Origin of the sequence: uncultured Desulfovibrio sp., assembly GCF_910584445.1 — a bacterium.
GTDB lineage: Bacteria > Desulfobacterota > Desulfovibrionia > Desulfovibrionales > Desulfovibrionaceae > Desulfovibrio.
The window spans coordinates 17,501-35,502 of sequence record NZ_CAJUBO010000001.1 but is presented as its reverse complement, the minus strand read 5'-3'; the positions used below and the strand labels follow the sequence as shown (position 1 = coordinate 35,502).

The following is an 18,002-nucleotide window of genomic DNA, read 5'->3' as shown; positions in this document are numbered from 1 at the left end:
CTTGTGCTGCGCCTGCGCCAGCGCCATGCCGTAGCCCGGCACGATGATCACCCGTTTGGCGTTCTTGAGCATGGCGGCCGCATCGGCCTTCGGTTCCGCCTGCACCGCGGCGGCCGCGCCTTCGGGGACGGCGCCCTGGGCGAGTTCCACCAGGCGCCCCACGGTCCTCGCCGCGTCGCCGAACATGAGAATGACGCCGGGTTTGGTGTAGAGCGGGTTCTCCACGCCAGCGTAGCCGGGTTTGCCGTCATAGTTGCAGACAATGACGCCCTTGGCCTTGTCCACGTCCAGAATGGGCATGCCGTAGATGGGCGTGCCCTCGGCCGTGTTGGCCGCCGGGTTCACCACGTCGTTGGCGCCCACGATGAGCACAAGGTCGGCCTCGGGAAAGAGCGGATTCACCACATCCATCTCGAGCAGATGCTCGTACTCCACATTGGCCTCGGCCAGGAGCACGTTCATGTGCCCGGGCATGCGCCCCGCCACCGGATGGATGGCGTAGTCCACCGTGGCGCCGTTGGACTCCAGCGCGTCGGCAAGCTGCTTGACCTTGTGCTGCGCCTGCGCCAGCGCCATGCCGTAGCCCGGCACGATGATCACCCGTCTGGCGTTCCTGAGCAGCTCTGCGGCGCGAGCCTCGTCGCTCCCGGGGGCCGCGTTGCCGCTGTCCGCGGGCGCCGCCACATCCGCCCTGGCGAGCTCCACCAGATGCGCCACGGTCTTCGCCGCGTCACCCAGGCGCATGTGGACGCCCGCCTTCTTGTAGAGCGGATTCGGCACGCCCGCATAGCCCGGCTTTTCGTCATAGTTGCAGACGATGACGCCCCTGGCCTTGTCCACGTCCAGAATGGGCATGCCATAGATGGGCGTGCCCTCCGCCGTGTTGGCCGCCGGGTTCACCACGTCGTTGGCGCCCACGATGAGCACAAGGTCGGCCTCGGGAAAGAGCGGATTCACCACATCCATCTCGAGCAGATGCTCGTACTCCACATTGGCCTCGGCCAGGAGCACGTTCATGTGCCCGGGCATGCGCCCCGCCACCGGATGGATGGCGTAGTCCACCGTGGCGCCGTTGGACTCCAGCGCGTCGGCAAGCTGCTTGACCTTGTGCTGCGCCTGCGCCAGCGCCATGCCGTAGCCCGGCACGATGATCACCCGTCTGGCCGCGTGCAGCAGCTTCGCAAGCGCGGCGTCGTCATCGCCTGCCGCCGCGTTGCCGCTGTCCGCGGGCGCCGCCACATCGCCCCTGACGAGATCCACCAGATGGGCCACGGTCTTCGCCGCATCGCCCAGGCGCATGTGGACGCCGGGTTTCTTGTAGAGCGGGTTCGGCACGCCGGCATAGCCCGGCTTTTCGTCATAGTTGCAGACGATGACGCCCCTGGCCTTGTCCACGTCCAGAATGGGCATGCCGTAGATGGGCGTGCCCTCGGCCGTGTTGGCCGCCGGGTTCACCACGTCGTTGGCGCCCACGATGAGCACAAGGTCGGCCTCGGGAAAGAGCGGATTCACCACATCCATCTCGAGCAGATGCTCGTACTCCACATTGGCCTCGGCCAGGAGCACGTTCATGTGCCCGGGCATGCGCCCCGCCACCGGATGGATGGCGTAGTCCACCGTGGCGCCGTTGGACTCCAGCGCGTCGGCAAGCTGCTTGACCTTGTGCTGCGCCTGCGCCAGCGCCATGCCGTAGCCCGGCACGATGATCACCCGTCTGGCCGCGTGCAGCAGCTTCGCAAGCGCGGCATCGTCATCGTCATCGGTGGCGGCCGCGCCGGAAGCGGCGGACCCGGCAGGCCCGGCGGGCGGCGTTGGCGCCGCAGGCGCGGAAGCGGCCGGGGCGGCGCCGGGCTTCCTGCCGGCCACCGAGGACTCGCCCAGCAGGATGGGCATGAGCCGCCGGTTCATGGCCTTGCACATGACGCGCGTGAGCATGTAGCCCGCCGAGCCGATGATGCCGCCCACGGCGATGAGCAGCGGGTCGGCCACGGCAAAGCCCGCGATGGCGCAGGAGATGCCGCCCATGGAGTTGAGCAGGGAAATGGTGATGGGCATGTCCGCCCCGCCCACGCGCAGGGTGAACACGATGCCGAAGAGCGCGCCGGTGGCGAACATGAGTCCAATCATGAGCCAGGGCAGAAAACCGGGGGCGATATTGTAGATGCAGAGGGCCACCAGCATCAGGCCCAGCAGGAAGTTGACGATGCCGCTGTGATTGGGCAGCACGATGGGCCGCTGCGGCAGCACCTGGTGCAGCTTGCCCGCGGCCACGAAGGAACCGGCAATGGTGGTCATGCCCGAGCAGAGGGCCAGGCAGGCGTCGATGCGGTGGAAGGCCGACTCCGGACCCACATCCACCAGCATGATGAGTCCCACCAGGGCGGCGGCGCCGCCGCCGAAGCCGTGGAGAAAGGCCACGAGCTGCGGCATCTGGATCATCTTGACCTTGTTGGAGAGGAAGAGTCCGAAGGCCATGCCCACGGCAATGGCGATCCAGAGGTTGACGGAACCAAAGGAATCGTCGCGGAGCATGGTGATGACAATAGCCAGGGCCATGGACCCGGCGGCAATGGCATTGCCCCGGACGGCGGTCTTGACGTTGCTCATCAGGTGCAGGCCGTAGAGGATGGCAACAGCGAGCACCGTGGCAATGATGTAGTAATAGAGCGTGCTCATGCGCGGAGTTTCTCCCTTGCATCAGGCGGCGGACGCGGACGGACCGGGCCTAGCGCTTCTTGCCGGCGATCATCCTGAGCATCTTGTTGGTGATGTCGAAGCCGCCGAAGACGTTGGTGATGGCGAGCGCGATAGCCACGCCGCCGAAGAACGCGCCCAGCGTGGTGGTAGCCAGATGCGTGGCCGTGAGCGCGCCCAGGATGATGACGCCGTCAAGGGCGTTCATGCTCGACATGAGCGGGGTATGCAAGAGGCTCGGGATATGGCTGAGCACCTTGTAGCCGATGATCAGCGCGGCGATGAAGACCAGGATGAGGATGAACGTGGTCAAGGGGGTGCCTCCACGGAAAGTTGCCGCCGGACGGCGGATACGGAAAGGGCGCGCCGCCCTGCCGGGAAACGGCGCGCCCTTGCGCGGCTTTTACAGGCCGGCTTCCTTGGCGCCGGCGTGGACGATCTCCTTGTTGATGGTGGTCAACGAGGAGGCCACGATGGGATCGTTGCGGTCAAGCACGATCTTGCCGTCCTTGGTGAGGTAGGCAAGCAGGTTGTAGATGTTGTTGGCGAACATCCAGGTGGAGCTGGTGGGCATCATGCCGGGGATGTTCTTGATGCCGCTGACGGTCACGCCGGCAAAAACGGTTTCCTCGCCGGCCTTGGTCACGGCGCAGTTGCCGCCCTGGTCGATGGCGATGTCCACGATGACCGAACCGGGCTTCATGGACTTGACCATCTCCTCGGTGATGAGCACCGGGGCGAGCTTGCCGGGGATGAGGGCCGTGAGGATGATGACGTCGGCATCCTTGACCACGGGCTTGATGACCTCGATCTCCTTCTTCAGCCATTCCTCGGGCAGGCGCTGGGCATAGCCGCCCTCGCCGATAGCCACTTCCTTGGGCACGCCGGTGTCCACGGACTTGGCGCCGAGGCTGCGGGCCTGCTCGGCCGCGTCGGGACGGATGTCGATGGCCGTCACTTCGGCGCCCAGGCGCTTGGCGGTGGCGACCGCCTGGAGACCGGCCACGCCCGTGCCGATGACCACGACCTTGGCGGGCTTGATGACGCCCACGGCGGTGCCGATCATGGGCATGAACTTGGAGAGGTAGCTGGCGGCCATGAGCACGCCCTTGTAGCCGGCCACGGTGCTCATGGAGGTCAGGGCGTCCATGCTCTGGGCGCGGGAGATGCGCGGGATGCCGTCAAGGGTGATGCTGATGCAGCCGGTATCGCGCAGTTTTTTCATGGGTTCGCGGTTCACCGGAGCGGCGGGGTGCAGGAAGGTGATGAGGTACTGGCCGTCGCGGAGCATGTCGCTCTCGTGCATGCCTTCCTTCTCGTTGAAGAGCGGCTCTTTCACCTTGAGGATGACGTCGGCCTTGTCGAACACTTCCTTGGCGCGCTCGACGATGGTGGCGCCGGCGGCCTTGTACTGATCGTCGGAGAAGAAGGCGCCTTCGCCGGCGCCCGCCTGCACCAGAACGACAGCGCCCTCATCGACCATTTTCTTCACGGTTTCGGGGGTGGACGACACGCGGCGCTCGCCGGGCATGATTTCCGTGGGAACACCGATGGTCATACCGGAAAATTTCATGGGGATCGCTCCTTGAAAGCTGACAGGGTGAAATCCGGAGGGGCCGGGACCGCGCGGTCCCGGCCCGCCGAAACCGGAAGCTAGGCCTTGACCACCTTGAAGGCGTTGTCAAGAGCCTTGAGGATCTCGTCGAGTTCCGCCGTGGTGGTGATGAGCGCCGGGGCCAGGCAGAGGGTATTGTTGAATTCGCGGAAGCAGCGGCTGGTCTTGCCGATAATGACGCCCTGCTTCATGCATTCGCCCACCACGGCGCCGGCCACGGCTTCGGAGACAGGCTCGCGGGTGGCGCGGTCCTTGACAAGCTCCAGGCCGCAGAAGAGGCCCTTGCCGCGCACATCGCCGATGATTTCGTACTTCTTTTCCAGGGCCTTGAGTCCGTCCATGAGGTACTCGCCCATCTTGACCACGTTGTCGAGCACATGGTGCTCTTCCATGTAGCAGATATTGGCGTAGCCGGCGGCGGGTCCGGCGGTGCAGCCGCCGAAGGTGCTGATGTCGCGGAAGTAGCTGTCGCGGTCGGCCGGGTCGGCGATGAAGTCCTGGAAGACCTCTTCGGTGGTCACGGTGCAGGAGATGGGCGCGTAGCCCGCGGCCACGCCCTTCGCCATGGTCACGATGTCGGGCTTGACGTTGAAGTGCTGGTAGCCGAACCACTTGCCGGTGCGGCCGAGACCGCAGACCACTTCGTCGATGATGAGCAGCAGGCCGTACTTCTTGCAGATCTCCGTGATGGTCTCAAAGTAGCCCTCGGGCGGCACGATGACGCCGCCGCCGGCGGTGATGGGTTCCAGGATGACCGCGCCCACGGTGTCGGGGTCTTCCTTCTGCACCACGGCCTCAAGCTCGCGGGCGAACTTTTCGCCCAGATTGGGCGTGCCGGCGGGATAGGGCGAACGGTAGGCCGAGCAGGCCGGAAATTCCACGAAGCCCGGGGTGTAGGGTCCGTACTGCATCTTGCGCTCTTCCTGCCCGCAGGCGGAAAGCGTGGTGATGGTGGTGCCGTGGTAATCGCGGTTGCGGTACACGACCTTGTATTTCTTGCCACCGTGCTTGAGCTGGGAGATCTGGCGCACGATCTTGAAGGCCTTTTCATTGGCCTCGGAACCGGAGTTGGAAAGATAGACGCGACTCATGCCCGGCATCTTCTCAATAAGCTTCTTGGAGAAGCGGATGGTGGGGATGTTGCCGTAGCCGTTGGCAAAGTAGCACAGTTCCATGAGCTGGTCGCTCACGGCCCTGGTCAGGGTCTCGTTGCCGTAGCCCAGGTTGACCGTCCAGACGCCGCCGGAGACCGCGTCCAGATATTCCTTGCCGTGGATGTCCGTGACCCGCATGCCCTTGCCCTTGACAAAGATGGTGGGGTCGGCCTTTTCAAAGATTTTGTGCTGGGTGAGGTGATGCCAGACGTACTTTTTGTCGTCCGCGATCATCTCGGCGGCGTTGAAGGACTGCGCCATGTCTTCCTCCGATGACGTTTGTGCTTGGCGCCGCCTGGGGCATGCCCGACCGGAACATCCGGGGGCGGCGTCGGACATCGCTGCTGTGACGGCCCTGACGTTCCCTCTCGAATGTCCGGGCCGGACCTGAACTAGCAAGCCTTGTGCCAAAAGGCACAGGCCGTGTATTTGTAAAGATTCCGGAGCGTTGCCAGGCAAGAGTTCCCCTGCTGCCCCGGAGCCTCACAAATGCAAACCGCAATCGACTCAAAATGGCACAAAATGCCAAACCGAAATCGACTTATAATCCATTTTCGATTCAGCGCGGGCGGGGCACGCCCGGGCCACCGCCCTCCGCCGATGACGGCAGGAGGCCCGCCCCGCGCATGCGGAACGGGCCTCCCCAAAGAAGGACCTGCCGCCGCGTCAGCGCAGCATCCAGGCCAGCGGTCCGGCCTGGAGCCAGGTCAGCACGCACAGGAGCAGGGTCATGCCGATGCTGTGCAGGATGGTGAAGCGGAAGAGGTTGCCCTCCTCGCCGACCATGCCCGTGGCCGCCGTTGCCACGGAAAGGGACTGCGGCGAAATCATCTTGGCGGTGGTGCCGCCCGAGGCGTTGGAAGCCACGGCAAGCTCGGGGGACATGCCCACGGCCACGGCCGTATCCCGCTGCATGCCGCCGAAAAGCGCGCAGGAGGAGGTGTCCGAACCGGTGAGGAAGACGCCGAGCCAGCCGAGGATGGGCGCGAAGAACGGGAAGAAGCCGCCCGTCAGGGTAAAGGCCAGGCCCAGGGTGGCGCTCATGCCGGAGTAGTTCATCAGATACGCCAGCCCCAGGATGAGGGCGATGGTGATGATGGGCAGCACCAGCTGACGGATGGTGCGGAAGAAGCAGGCGATGGCCCTGCCATACCCGTAGCGCGGCATGAGCGGCACGGAAACCAGGCCCGAAAGCAGGATGGCCGTGCCGCCGGCGGAAAGCCAGTTGAAGGTGTATTTGGCCGCATAGACCGCATTTTCCTTGACAATGGGCGCGGTCTTGAAGACCTCGCCGTCAAGGCCGGGCCAGCCGAAGGCGAACAGGGCGCCGGGCACGCCGTTGAGCACCTTCTTGAATTCGGGCAGGCCCCAGAAGAAGACGAAGACCGCCAGCACCAGGTAGGGACCCCAGGCGCGGAGCACCACGCCCATGGGATAGCCCTCGCCCTCGAGCCGCGCCTCGCCCTCGCCGGGGAAGCGGTAGGTGCGGCTGGGGCGCCAGACCTTGAGCAGAAGCACAAGGCCCACGATGGTGGCGATGGCCGAACCGATGTCCGGCAGGGTCGGGCCGTGGAAGTTGGAGAGCAGGAATTCCACGCCGGCGAAGCAGACGCCGGAGACGATGATGGCCGGGAGCACCTCCATGCTGCGCCTGAAGCCGCACATGGCAACGCAGACCCACAGCGGCACGATGAGCGCCAGCAGCGAGAGCTGACGGCCGGCGATGGAGCTGACGGCCATCTGGTCCAGGCCGGAGACCGAGGCGGCCACGATGATGGGCACGCCGATGGCGCCGAAGGCCACGGGCGCCGTATTGGCGATGAGCGCCACGCCCGCGCCCCAGAGCGGGGTGAAGCCCAGGCCCACGAGCATGGCCGCGGCAATGGCTACGGGCGTGCCGAAGCCGGCCGTGCCCTCGATGAAGCAGCTGAAGGCAAAGGCGATGAGCAGGGCCTGGAGGCGCCGGTCATCGGTGAGCCTGGCGAGCGAATCCTTGATGATCTCGAACTCGCCCGATTCAACGGTCATGTTATAGACCCAGACCGCGGTGACCACGATCCAGACGATGGGGAAAAGGCCAAACGCCGCGCCGTTGAGCGTGGCGCTCACGGCCAGCCCCACGGGCATCTTCCAGACGGCCACGGCCACCACGAGCGCGCCGACAAGCCCCGCCAGGGCCGCGATGTGACCCTTGGCCTTGCGGACGGCAAGCATGTAAAAGAGGATGATCAGCGGAATGGCCGCCACGCAGGCCGAGCCTACGGTGCTTCCGCCCACGGTGATGTAATTCTGGATCCACGGCATGACAGTCCCAACCTTTTCTCTCAAATGTGCGGGGAACGGCCGCTCCGTTCCCAGGGCAGCGCCGGCGGCGGCAAGGCCGCCGGGCGGAACCTGCGAAAACCCGTTCCCGGTTTTCGCGGCTGCCGGGCGTGCCGGCAGCGTCCCCGGAAGGCCGTCCGCCGGGGTCCCGGAATCCCGGCACGGCTTTCCAGGAAGGAGGATACGGGACTTTCCCGGCCGCCGACAAGAAATTCCCGCGTTAAGGCCGGGAATAATTGTTGAAAATTCAATAAATATTCAAATCCCGCTGCGGGGGGCGCAAAATCGCCGGGCCTTGCCCATGGGGAGAGGCCTGCGCCGCCCGCGCGAGGAAAGACACGATTTTTTGACGGAGAGTTTCGGCAGGGTCCACACAGATCAGGCGTGTCAACAACGCAAAAGAAGAAACCGGCCTACAGGCAGTCGCAGAGCGTCCGCGCGCGCAGCGAGTGCAGGCGGATGGAGCCGTTCTCCAGCTCCCGGCGCAGCTCGGCCACGCGGCGGGCGAGTCCGTCGGGCGCGGCCTGTCCCGCGGCCGCCAGAAAGGCCGGCAGCCCGGCCACGTCCACCCCGCCGTTGGCGAGGTCGTACACGACGATCTCCTTGCCCCGGAACTGCCGCGAAGCCGCCGAGGCCGCGATCTCGTACACGGCGTTGTCCGCCCGCTTGACGATGGAAAGCAGGGTGTGGCCGGGAAATGCGGAATTCTGGTCCGTATCCAGCCCCACAAGCCAGGCGTTGGCCGCCCTGACCCGCTCCAGCGCCGCCGGATTGCCCGCGCCGGCGGCAAGGGCCACCACATCGGCGCCCGCGTCCAGAAGGGCCGCGGTCTTGGCCGCGGCGGCGGCGCCGTCCGTGAAGGAGCCGGCCACGGCCTGGACCACGCGCACCTCCGGGTCCGCCAGTTGGGCGCCCTCGGCAAAACCGCTGAAGAGCGAACGCATGGCCGGGGTATCCTCCCCGGAAAGCCAGCCGATGACGCCCGCGGCATTGACGCCGGGCAGGCGCGTGGCCCGGGTGAGCATGGCCGCCGCCGCGCCTGCCAGAAAGGCACCCTGCTCGTCCGCAAAGGTCACGGACATGATGTTGGGCGCGCGCACGCCCGCGTCGATGCAGCCGAACATGGTGCGCCGGAAATTGGCCGCATTGTCGCGCAGGGCCTCGTGCAGGCCGTCCGACGCCACGAGGACCAGCTCCGACGCGGCCGCGGCCCGGCGCAGCGCCTCCGCCTGATCCTGCGCCTTGGGCGCGATCACCACCCGGGCTTCCAGCCCGAAATCGCGGGCCGCCCGCGCAAGGCCGGCGCGCAGCAGGTCGTTCCACGGGGAGGGGGCGTCATGCTCCAGAAGCAGGGTCACACGCAGGGGCGCGCCCGTGCCCGACCCGTCCGCGCCGGCGGCGTCCGCCGCACCGGTCCATGCCAGCAGCGCCAGCACCAGGCACGCCACCGCGCACACCACGGCGCCGCACCGCGCCGCCCTGTCCGAAAAGAGGAAGATCTCCATCATCAGGTGGCTGCCTTCAATTTTTCTCAGATGGCGGTCACGCCGCCGGATTCTCCGGCGGGAGCCGCCGGACGCTGCCGGCCCGCGCCGTCGGGAGCGGACGGTTTTTTCCCCGCGCCCAGGGCGTAGCTCCTGGCGGTCTCTTCCATGACGGCCTGCCCCACCACAAGCCAGCGCCCGCCCACCTTGCGAAGGGCCAGCCAACTGGTGAGCCGCGCGGGCGTGGTGACTCTGGCGATGGCCGCATCCGCGCCCACTTCCACGATCTTCGCCTCGCGCAGGGACAGGGGCACCCAGGGGCAGTCCGGCGTTTCCGCCGTGCGGCAGCGGGCCATGAGCGCGCCGCTGCTCACGCCGCGCCGGAATTCCGTTTCCAGCCGGCCGCGCATGTCCAGCAGATCGTCCAGAAGCCTGTCCACACTTCCCAGGCCCAGAAGATTGCCGAGCGCGTCCAGGGAACCCAGGGCGGGAGCATCGGCCGTCATGTTCCTGATATGGTTTTCGGCAAAGGCGCCCATGTCCACGCCGGAAAGAAAGGCGGCGCTGTCATTGGCATCAAGGGCGTCGGCCAGCGTGTCCAGCGCCTTTTCGGGACCGCTGGCGGAAAGGCAGGCCGCCAGCAGCAGGGAGGGAACGACGGCAAGGCATGCCCGGAAAAATCCTTGTTTCTGCATCTCCATGGTTCCTCCGCCACGGGGGCGTGTTTCGCGGCATCCTCCGCCATGGGAGCGGGGGGAGCCGCCGTCCGGCGGCAACGTCACGCGCGCACGGCATCGCGCAGGGCGCGGACCTCGCGCCGCAGCGCGTCATAGTCGAAACGGCTGAAACGGCCGTCGCGGTACAGCACCTCGCCGCCCACCATGGTCAGGCGCACCTCATGCCCGGTGGCCGCATAGACGAGATGCGAGGCCGGGGCATACATGGGCTGGAGGTTCGGCTCGTCCAGGTCAAGGGCCACGCAGTCCGCGGCCATGCCCGGGGCCAGAGCGCCGATGCGCGGCAGGCGCAGCGCCGCGGCCCCGCCACGGGTCGCCATGTCCAGCACGGCACCGGCCGGAGCGGCGGCGGGGTCTCCGCTGACGAGCTTGTGCAGGAGCGCGGCGCGCCCCATTTCCAGAAACAGGTTGCACTGGTTGTTGCTGGCCGGGCCGTCCGTGCCCAGCCCCACGGTCAGGCCGCGCCGGAGCATGGCGGGCACGGGCGCGGCCCCGGAGGCGAGCTTCATGTTGGAGGAGGGATTGTGCGCCACCGCCGCGCCGGCGGCGGCCAGCACGTCAAGCTCGTCCTCCGTGACGTCCACCACATGGGCAAAGACGCAGGCCGCGTCGAGCACGCCCAGATCGCGGCAGTACTCCACCGGGCGCCGCCCGTGGGCGGCATGGCAGCGCCCGGTCTCGTCGCGGGTCTCGGCCAGGTGCATATGGAAGGGGATGTCCAGCTCCAGGGCAAGGTCGCGGCAGGCGCCCACGATCTCCGGGGTGGTGGTATAGACGCTGTGGCAGTTGACGGCCACGGAAATGCGCTCGTGCCCGGCGTAGCGGGCGGCCAGGTCGCGCGTGGCCGAGAGCGCGGCGCGGAAGTCCGCGCACGACGCCGAGGGAAAGCCGAAGACCGCCTCGCCCCCCACGCAGCGCAGGCCCGCCTGCTCCGCCGCCTCCAGCACCGCGCCCTCGAACAGATACATGTCCATGCAGGCCGTGGTGCCGGTGCGGAGCATTTCCGCAAACCCGAGCAGGCTGCCGGTCCGCACCATGTCCGCCGTGAGCCTGGCCTCCACCGGGAATATCCGCTGTTCCAGCCACTCCATGAGCGGCATGTCGTCGGCAAGGCCGCGCAGAAAGGTCATGGCCGCATGGGAGTGTGCATTGACGAGTCCCGGGAGAACGAGCATGCTGGAAAGGTCAAGGATCTCCGCGGCCTGCCAGCGCTCGCCGACGTCTTCGGCCGGTCCCGCGTCAAGGATGGCGCCGTCGCTGATGGCGAGCGCGCCGGGGCTGAAGATTCGGCGTTCCGCATCCTGGGTGACGAGGACGCCCGCATGGACAAGGGTCTGGCACTGGCGCATGGGCGCTCCTTGTGCTGCTGAAGAGGAGTTGCAAATGAACGACGGCTGCAAACCGCCTGCCGGCGTCGCGGCGGCCGGGCATCCGGCGGCTCCCCGCGCGGGCGCCCTGCTCTTCCACGGGCTCGCGGGCACGCCCTTTGAGATCGCCCCTGTGGCGGCGGAGCTGGAGCGGGCGGGCATGCCCGCGCATACGCCGCTCCTGCCCGGGCACGGCGCAGGAAAGGACGCCTACCTCGCCGCGTCCTTCGCCCAGTGGCGCGCCTTTGCCCATGCGGAATACCGGCGCCTGAGCGCTGCCGGTCCGCTGCTTCTGGGCGGCTATTCCCTGGGGGGCATCCTGGCGCTGGACCTGGCCGAAACCGCTGCCGGGGAGGGGCTTGCGCCACCGCTGGGGCTGCTGCTTCTGGCAACGCCGCTCTGGTTCAGCGCCTGGCGCCCCGGCCTGCGGCTCCAGGGTCCCGGCAGCTGGCGCTTCCGCCTGCTGCCGCTGGCGGCCCGGCTGCGTCCCGTCCTCAGCCTGCCGCCACGCAGTCCGGCGGCGCGCGCCACGGCACCATGGCGCGGCCATGAAACCGTGTGCTGCCTGCGCCATTTCGCCGAGATGGATGCGGCCCTGCGGGGCATCCGCCGCCGTCTCGGCCGGATACGGGCGCCGCTGTGCATCATCCAGCTCCGTCACGATGCGAGCTGCCCGCCCGGCCATGCGGCCTGGCTGCTCGCGCATTGCGGTTCCGGCGACGCGCAACTGCACCTTTTGCGGACGGAAAGCCCTCACGGCGGGCACCTGCCCGCCACACACGCGGAAAGCCGGGAACGCGTGGCGGCGCTGTGCCGCGCCTTCGCCCGCCACTGTCTCGAACGCTCCCGGGGAGCGCACGTGCGGGAACGCGTCCCCCCCTGTCCGTCCTGACGCCGCGCGGCGGCCGTCCGGACCGCTACAGCCCGAGCTGGGCGAGCATGTCGTCGATGGCGCCCTGGGAAATGCCGTTCCTGTCCGGACCCTTGAGTTCCGAACCCCGGACCTCCGGCTTGTCGCGGTGTTCGCGAAAGTCCGCCACGGCCTGGCGCGCCTCGTCCTGCAGGGTCTGCGCGTCCTTGGCCGGGTCCTTTTCCACCCCGTCCATGATCAGCCCGGAAGAGACGTAGAGATCCACGACCCTGCGCTCAATGGCATTGAGCGCGGCCACCACCTTCTTGATGCGCTGCCCCGTGATGTCCTGAAAGCTCAGGGTGGTGAGCAGGGTGGTGAGGTCCTCGCCCAGCACGCCATTGATGGCCGCAAGCCGCGCCATGTCGCCGCCGCCCGCGGCCGCGTCCTCGAGGATCCGGGCGCTCTCGGCCTGGAGTTCCAGATGTTTTTCCACAATCTCCATGATGCTCATGGCCGCGGCTTCGGTATCCTTGAGTACTTCGTCCAGCTGGGCCGAGGCCTCATGGAACAAGGCGTCCGTGGCGGGGGGCGCCCCCTCCGCCGCCGAGGCCGTGGAGATCTGCTGATAGATGTCCTTGAGGCCCTGGCGCATGTCCGCGCTCAACTGCCGGTAGACCGCCGCCTGCCGCTTCTGCTCCGACATGATGTCCCCCATATGCATCAACGGCGTTTCGCCGCCTTTCGCCTTTCCGTAACCTCCGGCCCGGGATGAGAGCCGCGCCGCGCGCCGGCGCGGGAGACTCCGGGCGCGGGAGGCCCTAGCGGTTGGTCTTGAGAAAACTCTTGGCCCTGGCCGCTTCCGGCGTATTGGGATACTTGCTGATGACTTCCTGCATGCGCGCCTTGGCCGCCGCCGTCTGGTTGATCTTGCTGAAGCAGATCCCCTGCTTGAGATAGGCGCCGGGCGCGCTGGACGACTTGGGATACTGCTTGATCACCTTGTCATAGGCCAGCGCCGCATCCGCAAACTGGTTGCGCTGAAAATAGCATTCCGCAAGATAGTATTGCGCTTCGGCTGCCTGGCTGTGCCCCTTGTAGTTCTTGAGAAAATCCGTGAAGGAGCGCTGGGCCTCGTCATACTTGCGGGCATTGTAGGCATTGACCCCGGCGTCAAAGAGCGCAAGCGAAATGTCCTTTTGCGGCACCTGGACCACCGGCTTGGGGTCCGCCTGGCCCCAGGTGGAGCCGGTCGGCGCCTGCACCGCCCCGGTGCCTGCCGCTGCCCCGGCGGCCCCGGCGGCTGCCTGGCCGTCCGGCGGCAGGCCGTAGCTCCCGGCGGCCGCGCCGCCCATGGGCACCCCCTGGACGGCGGGAGCGGCGGTGGGCGCCTGTCCGGCGCTGGCGGCGTCGGTGATGCCGCCCGCGGGCATGATCGGCTGGGGCAGACTGGGGGCCGCGCTGGCCGTTGCGCCCATAGGCTCGCCCAGATCCAGATTCAGGGCCATGCTGGTGTTCACCTGGCGCAGGGCGGCGTCATGCCGCCGCACCCGGTCCACCAGGGCGCGCGCGCCGCCCGCGTTGTTGAGGTCGTCCATCTGCCCCTTGAGCGCATTGAGTTCCTGACGCATGGCCTGCATCTGGTTCCAGGTGTCGGCCTGGTTGGGCTGGAGCTGCCGCAGCTGGGCGTCATGCTGCTGCACCCGCTGCTCCAGATTCTGGCCGCCCGACGCGGCGCAGCCGCCGAGCAGGAGCGTCCCCAGGCCCAGGGCAAGAAAACGGAAGGGGGTCTTCATCGTTGCCTCGCATGCGTTAAATTTTGCCAAGAGCCGTCTTGCGGCCCGTAAAGATATAGATGATACCGCCAATGACCGGCACGAACACCACCAGGACGAGCCAGAGGGAACGCGCCTGGGGCTTCGGGAAGTCATGGTTCCAGATATGCCAGATGCTCCAGAACGTGGGCAGCATGGGCAGCCAGACCACGACCGCGTGCCACCAGACGAAGCTCATGCGCCATCCTCCCCGCCCCCATGGCGCGCAGCGGCGCCGTCGGCGGGCGCCTGCGCGGAGCCATGGGGCGCCGCTGCGGCGGCCGGACGCTCATGCTCCCGTTCCGGCCGCCAGAGGGCGAGACAGGCGCAGACCGCGCCCAGGCAGATGCCCATGTCCGCCACGTTGAACGCCGGCCAGTGCCAGCCGCGCCAGTAGAGATCCAGAAAATCCACCACGGCGCGAAAGCGCAGCCGGTCCACCAGATTGCCGAGCGCGCCGCCGAGGATGAGTCCCAGCCCCGCCAGCAGGAGCGGCCGCCGCGTGCTCCGCGCCAGGACCACGATGGCCCATACGGCCACCAGCGTGGCCGCAAGAAAGAGCCAGAACTGCCACTCGATGTCCGAACGGTTGAGAAAGCCGAAGGCCGCGCCCCGGTTGCGGATATTGACAAGGTCAAAAACGCCGGGGATGACGGGCACCGGCCGGTGCTCGGGAATGCAGGCCATGACGAGCAGCTTGCTCGCCTGGTCAAGCGCCAGCAGGGCCGCCGCCGTCCCCAGCAGCAGACGCCAGCGGGCGGCCGCGCCACGCTCGCGCGTCATGCTTCGCCCCGTCCCAGCCCGCGCACCACCGCCGCGCACCGCGGGCAAAGCGTGGGATACGCCGGATCGGTGCCCAGTTCCTCGCTGTAGATCCAGCAGCGTTCGCACTTCTCTCCGGCCGCCTTTTCCACGCTCACGGCCAGGCCTTCCACCTCCGGGTCGCGCCGGGCGTCGGCTGGCGCATCCGCCAGCCTGCCCAGCTTCAGCTGGGAGACGATGCACACGGCCCGAAGGTCGGCGCCCAGGCTTTCCAGGCGCTCGCGCAGGTCGTCCGCCAGCCAGAGCGTGACCCGCGTGTCCAGCGAATGGCCCACGTCACCGGCGCGCCGCAGGGGTTCGATGGCGCCGGTGACGGCGCCGCGCACGGCAAGCAGGGTCGTCCAGTCGTCGCGCACGCCCTCGGGCAGGAGGAAAGGAGCCGTATCCACCGGCTGGAGCGCGAACACCGTGGTTTCCGGGCCGCGCAGCCCCTCCGGCAGGTGGCCGAAGATCTCCTCCGCCGTGAAGGAAAGGATGGGCGCCATGTCGCGCAGCAAAAGCCGCAGGATGTGCCAGAGCGCGCTCTGGGCCGAGCGCCGTTCCGCGCTGTCCGGACCCGAGGAATAGAGACGGTCCTTGAGGATATCCAGATAGATGGCCGAAAGGTCCGTCACGCAATAGTTGTGCAGGCCGTGGAACACCTTGTGGAACTCGAAATCGAGGTAGGCCTCGCGCAGGCGCTCGTGCAGCCGGGCCGCCACGTCAAGGGCGAAACGGTCCAGCGGCAGCAGACGCTCCGGCGCCACCAGAGAGTCCGCGTCCAGGCCGTCCAGGTTCCCCAGCAGGAAGCGGCAGGTATTGCGGATGCGGCGATAGGCGTCCACCAGGCGGCCGAGGATCTCCTCCGAAATGCGGATATCCTCGCGGTACTCCACCGAAGAGGCCCAGAGGCGGAGGATCTCGGCCCCGTATTTGTCGATAAGTTCCTGCGGGGCAATGACATTGCCCACGGATTTGGACATCTTGCGCCCGGACCCGTCCACCACATAGCCGTGCGTGAGCACGGCCCGGTACGGCGCCGCGCGGCGCACGCCCTCGGCGATGAGCAGCGAGCTGTGGAACCAGCCGCGATGCTGGTCCGAGCCTTCAAGATAGAGATCCGCCGGGAAGCGCAGCTCGGGCCGGGCCTCCAGCACGGCGGCAAAGCTCGTGCCGGAATCGAACCAGACATCCAGGATGTCCGTTTCCCTGCGCCAGCGGCTCCCGCCGCAGCGCGGACAGACAAGCCCCCGGGGCACGATCTCGTCCAGCGGGGCCTCGTACCAGTAATCGCAGCCCGTGGGATGCGCGGCGAAACGGTCGCAGACGCTCCGCATCCAGGCGGGATCGTTCCAGGCCTCGCCGCAGTCCTCGCAGAGCAGGGCCAGGATGGGCACGCCCCACTGCCGCTGGCGCGAGATGCACCAGTCCGGCCGGAACTCGATCATGTTGTGGATGCGTTCGCGGCCCCAGGCCGGGATCCAGCGCACATCGTTGTCGATGGCCGCAAGGGCCCGCGCCCGCAGGTCGTTCTTTTCCATGCCGATGAACCACTGCGTGGTGGCCCGGAAGATGACCGGCTCCTTGCAGCGCCAGCAATGCGGATAGGAATGGGAGAGCCTGGCCTGCGCCAGCAGGGCGCCGCACTCCTGCAGACGCGCGATGACCGCGGGGTTGGCCTCGAACACCGTAAGCCCGGCGAAATACTGCACGGCGGGGAGAAAGCGGCCCGCGTCATCCAGCGGCGAATACACGTCCAGCCCGTACCTGAGGCCCACTTCATAGTCTTCGCGGCCATGGCCCGGCGCGGTGTGGACGCAGCCCGTGCCCGCGTCCAGGGTCACATGGGTGCCGAGGATGAGCGGGGATTCCCGGTCATAGAAGGGATGGCGCGCCGCCAGCCCCTCCAGCCGCGCGCCGGGCGCGCGACCCAGCACGGCATAGTCCGTCCAGCCGAAGGTCGCCGCGCAGGAGGCGAGCAGTTCCTCGGCCAGCAGGTACTGGCCCCCGGCAGCCTCCACCAGCACATAGTCGAACTCGGGATGCAGGCAGACCGCCTGGTTGGCCGGGAGCGTCCAGGGCGTGGTGGTCCAGATGATGACGGCCGCGCGGGCCGGATCGGCGCCGGGAAAGACCTTCGCCAGCCCGGGGTCGGGCAGGAGAAAGCGCACATAGACCGAAGGCGAGGTATGATCGCCGTATTCCACTTCGGCCTCGGCCAGGGCCGTATGGCAGGAGCAGCACCAGTAGATGGGCTTCTTGGCGCGGCTGACGCCGCCTTCCGCCACGAAGGCCGCCAGGTTTTCTGCCGTGGCCGCCTCATAGGCGGGAAGCATGCTCAGATAGGGGTGCTCCCAGTCGGCAAGCACGCCCAGGCGGCGGAACTCCTCGCGCTGGATGTCGATCCAGCTTTCGGCATAGGCGCGGCAGCGGCGGCGCACATCCAGGACGGGCAGGCTCTTGCCGTCCGCCTTGAGTTCCTGCTCCACCTTGTGTTCGATGGGCAGGCCGTGGCAGTCCCAGCCGGGCACATAGCGCGCGGCCCAGCCCTGCATGTTGCGGGACTTGACCACCATGTCCTTGAGGATCTTGTTCAGGGCCGTGCCCATGTGGATATGACCATTGGCATAGGGCGGCCCGTCATGGAGCACATACTCGCCCCGGCTGCCCGAAGCCGCCACCATGGCCTCCCTGGCGCCGATCGCTTCCCAGTGCCGGAGCATCTCCGGCTCGCGCACGGCCAGATTGGCCTTCATGGGAAAACTGGTCCTGGGAAGGTTGAGGGTCTTCTTGTAGTCGCTCATGCCGACTCCTGCGCTTTAAGCCCGACATCCACGAAAGGCGCCCGGCCGGCGGATGCGGACGGGCGACAGGACAACGGCGGGCAAAATCGGCCTAGTGTGGGCAATGCGCCGCGCAAAGTCAAGGCGCGACGCAACCGCCCCGCGCGCCACCGGAGGCGGCGAGCGCCCGAGAGGCCCGCAAAAACGCCCCAGGGTCCGGGGGCTTCCCCCCAAGCCGCCGCTCGGGTATAGTTTCCACGCCGCGGCCACAGCCTGTCCCGCGCGAAGCGCGCCAAAAATCCGACAGGGACGCTTGACGCCGAAAAGCCGGCACCGGTCCGGACTCCGGCCCGGGCATCGCCACTGTCAGTACACATGGCA

The 18,002-nt window shown here is 67.6% G+C and carries 14 protein-coding genes; 1 reads left to right on the top strand and 13 read right to left on the bottom strand.

The window, feature by feature from the left end:
- The 8 genes from QZ294_RS00140 to QZ294_RS00105 all read right to left on the bottom strand — a co-directional run.
- Positions 1-2,676: NAD(P)(+) transhydrogenase (Re/Si-specific) subunit beta (locus tag QZ294_RS00140; RefSeq protein WP_297044910.1), on the bottom strand; the 2,676-nt coding region annotated here is incomplete at its 3' end.
- A gap of 49 nt (positions 2,677-2,725) precedes the next feature.
- Complete coding sequence (locus QZ294_RS00135; RefSeq protein ID WP_297044906.1) at positions 2,726-3,007, bottom strand: proton-translocating transhydrogenase family protein; 282 nt, start codon at positions 3,005-3,007, stop codon at positions 2,726-2,728.
- A 90-nt stretch (positions 3,008-3,097) separates the two neighbouring features.
- Positions 3,098-4,267: an NAD(P) transhydrogenase subunit alpha gene (locus tag QZ294_RS00130; protein ID WP_297044903.1), complete on the bottom strand. Its 1,170-nt coding sequence runs from the start codon at positions 4,265-4,267 to the stop codon at positions 3,098-3,100.
- Positions 4,268-4,347: 80 nt separating this feature from the next.
- Entirely contained in the window at positions 4,348-5,724 is a 1,377-nt protein-coding gene (locus QZ294_RS00125; RefSeq protein WP_297044900.1) for an aminotransferase class III-fold pyridoxal phosphate-dependent enzyme, read from the bottom strand.
- Between the two features lie 405 nt (positions 5,725-6,129).
- Positions 6,130-7,767 carry an L-lactate permease gene (locus QZ294_RS00120; protein ID WP_297044897.1) on the bottom strand — a complete coding sequence of 546 codons (1,638 nt, stop codon included), beginning with the start codon at positions 7,765-7,767 and terminating at the stop codon, positions 6,130-6,132.
- A gap of 431 nt (positions 7,768-8,198) precedes the next feature.
- Positions 8,199-9,293 carry a BMP family ABC transporter substrate-binding protein gene (locus tag QZ294_RS00115; RefSeq protein WP_297044895.1) on the bottom strand — a complete coding sequence of 365 codons (1,095 nt, stop codon included), beginning with the start codon at positions 9,291-9,293 and terminating at the stop codon, positions 8,199-8,201.
- A gap of 23 nt (positions 9,294-9,316) precedes the next feature.
- Positions 9,317-9,970 carry a hypothetical protein gene (locus QZ294_RS00110; RefSeq protein WP_297044891.1) on the bottom strand — a complete coding sequence of 218 codons (654 nt, stop codon included), beginning with the start codon at positions 9,968-9,970 and terminating at the stop codon, positions 9,317-9,319.
- 77 nt (positions 9,971-10,047) lie between these two features.
- Complete coding sequence (locus tag QZ294_RS00105) at positions 10,048-11,355, bottom strand: amidohydrolase (RefSeq protein WP_297044886.1); 1,308 nt, start codon at positions 11,353-11,355, stop codon at positions 10,048-10,050.
- A 34-nt stretch (positions 11,356-11,389) separates the two neighbouring features.
- Here QZ294_RS00105 and QZ294_RS00100 point away from each other — a divergent pair, with 34 nt between their 5' ends.
- Positions 11,390-12,265 carry an alpha/beta hydrolase gene (locus tag QZ294_RS00100; RefSeq protein ID WP_297044884.1) on the top strand — a complete coding sequence of 292 codons (876 nt, stop codon included), beginning with the start codon at positions 11,390-11,392 and terminating at the stop codon, positions 12,263-12,265.
- 25 nt (positions 12,266-12,290) lie between these two features.
- Here QZ294_RS00100 and QZ294_RS00095 read toward each other — a convergent pair whose 3' ends face one another.
- From QZ294_RS00095 to ileS, 5 genes are all read right to left on the bottom strand, one after another.
- Entirely contained in the window at positions 12,291-12,929 is a 639-nt protein-coding gene (locus QZ294_RS00095; protein WP_297044881.1) for a protein phosphatase CheZ, read from the bottom strand.
- Positions 12,930-13,044: 115 nt separating this feature from the next.
- Positions 13,045-14,019 carry a tol-pal system protein YbgF gene (ybgF, locus tag QZ294_RS00090; protein WP_297044878.1) on the bottom strand — a complete coding sequence of 325 codons (975 nt, stop codon included), beginning with the start codon at positions 14,017-14,019 and terminating at the stop codon, positions 13,045-13,047.
- A gap of 16 nt (positions 14,020-14,035) precedes the next feature.
- Positions 14,036-14,236, bottom strand: coding sequence for a PLDc N-terminal domain-containing protein (locus QZ294_RS00085; protein WP_297044875.1), 201 nt, complete (start codon positions 14,234-14,236; stop codon positions 14,036-14,038).
- Entirely contained in the window at positions 14,233-14,820 is a 588-nt protein-coding gene (lspA, locus tag QZ294_RS00080) for a signal peptidase II (protein WP_297044872.1), read from the bottom strand. Before lspA ends, QZ294_RS00085 begins: the two co-directional genes overlap by 4 nt.
- Complete coding sequence (ileS, locus tag QZ294_RS00075) at positions 14,817-17,642, bottom strand: isoleucine--tRNA ligase (RefSeq protein WP_297044869.1); 2,826 nt, start codon at positions 17,640-17,642, stop codon at positions 14,817-14,819. The genes lspA and ileS overlap by 4 nt, the downstream gene beginning before the upstream one ends.
- Positions 17,643-18,002: the final 360 nt, after the last annotated feature.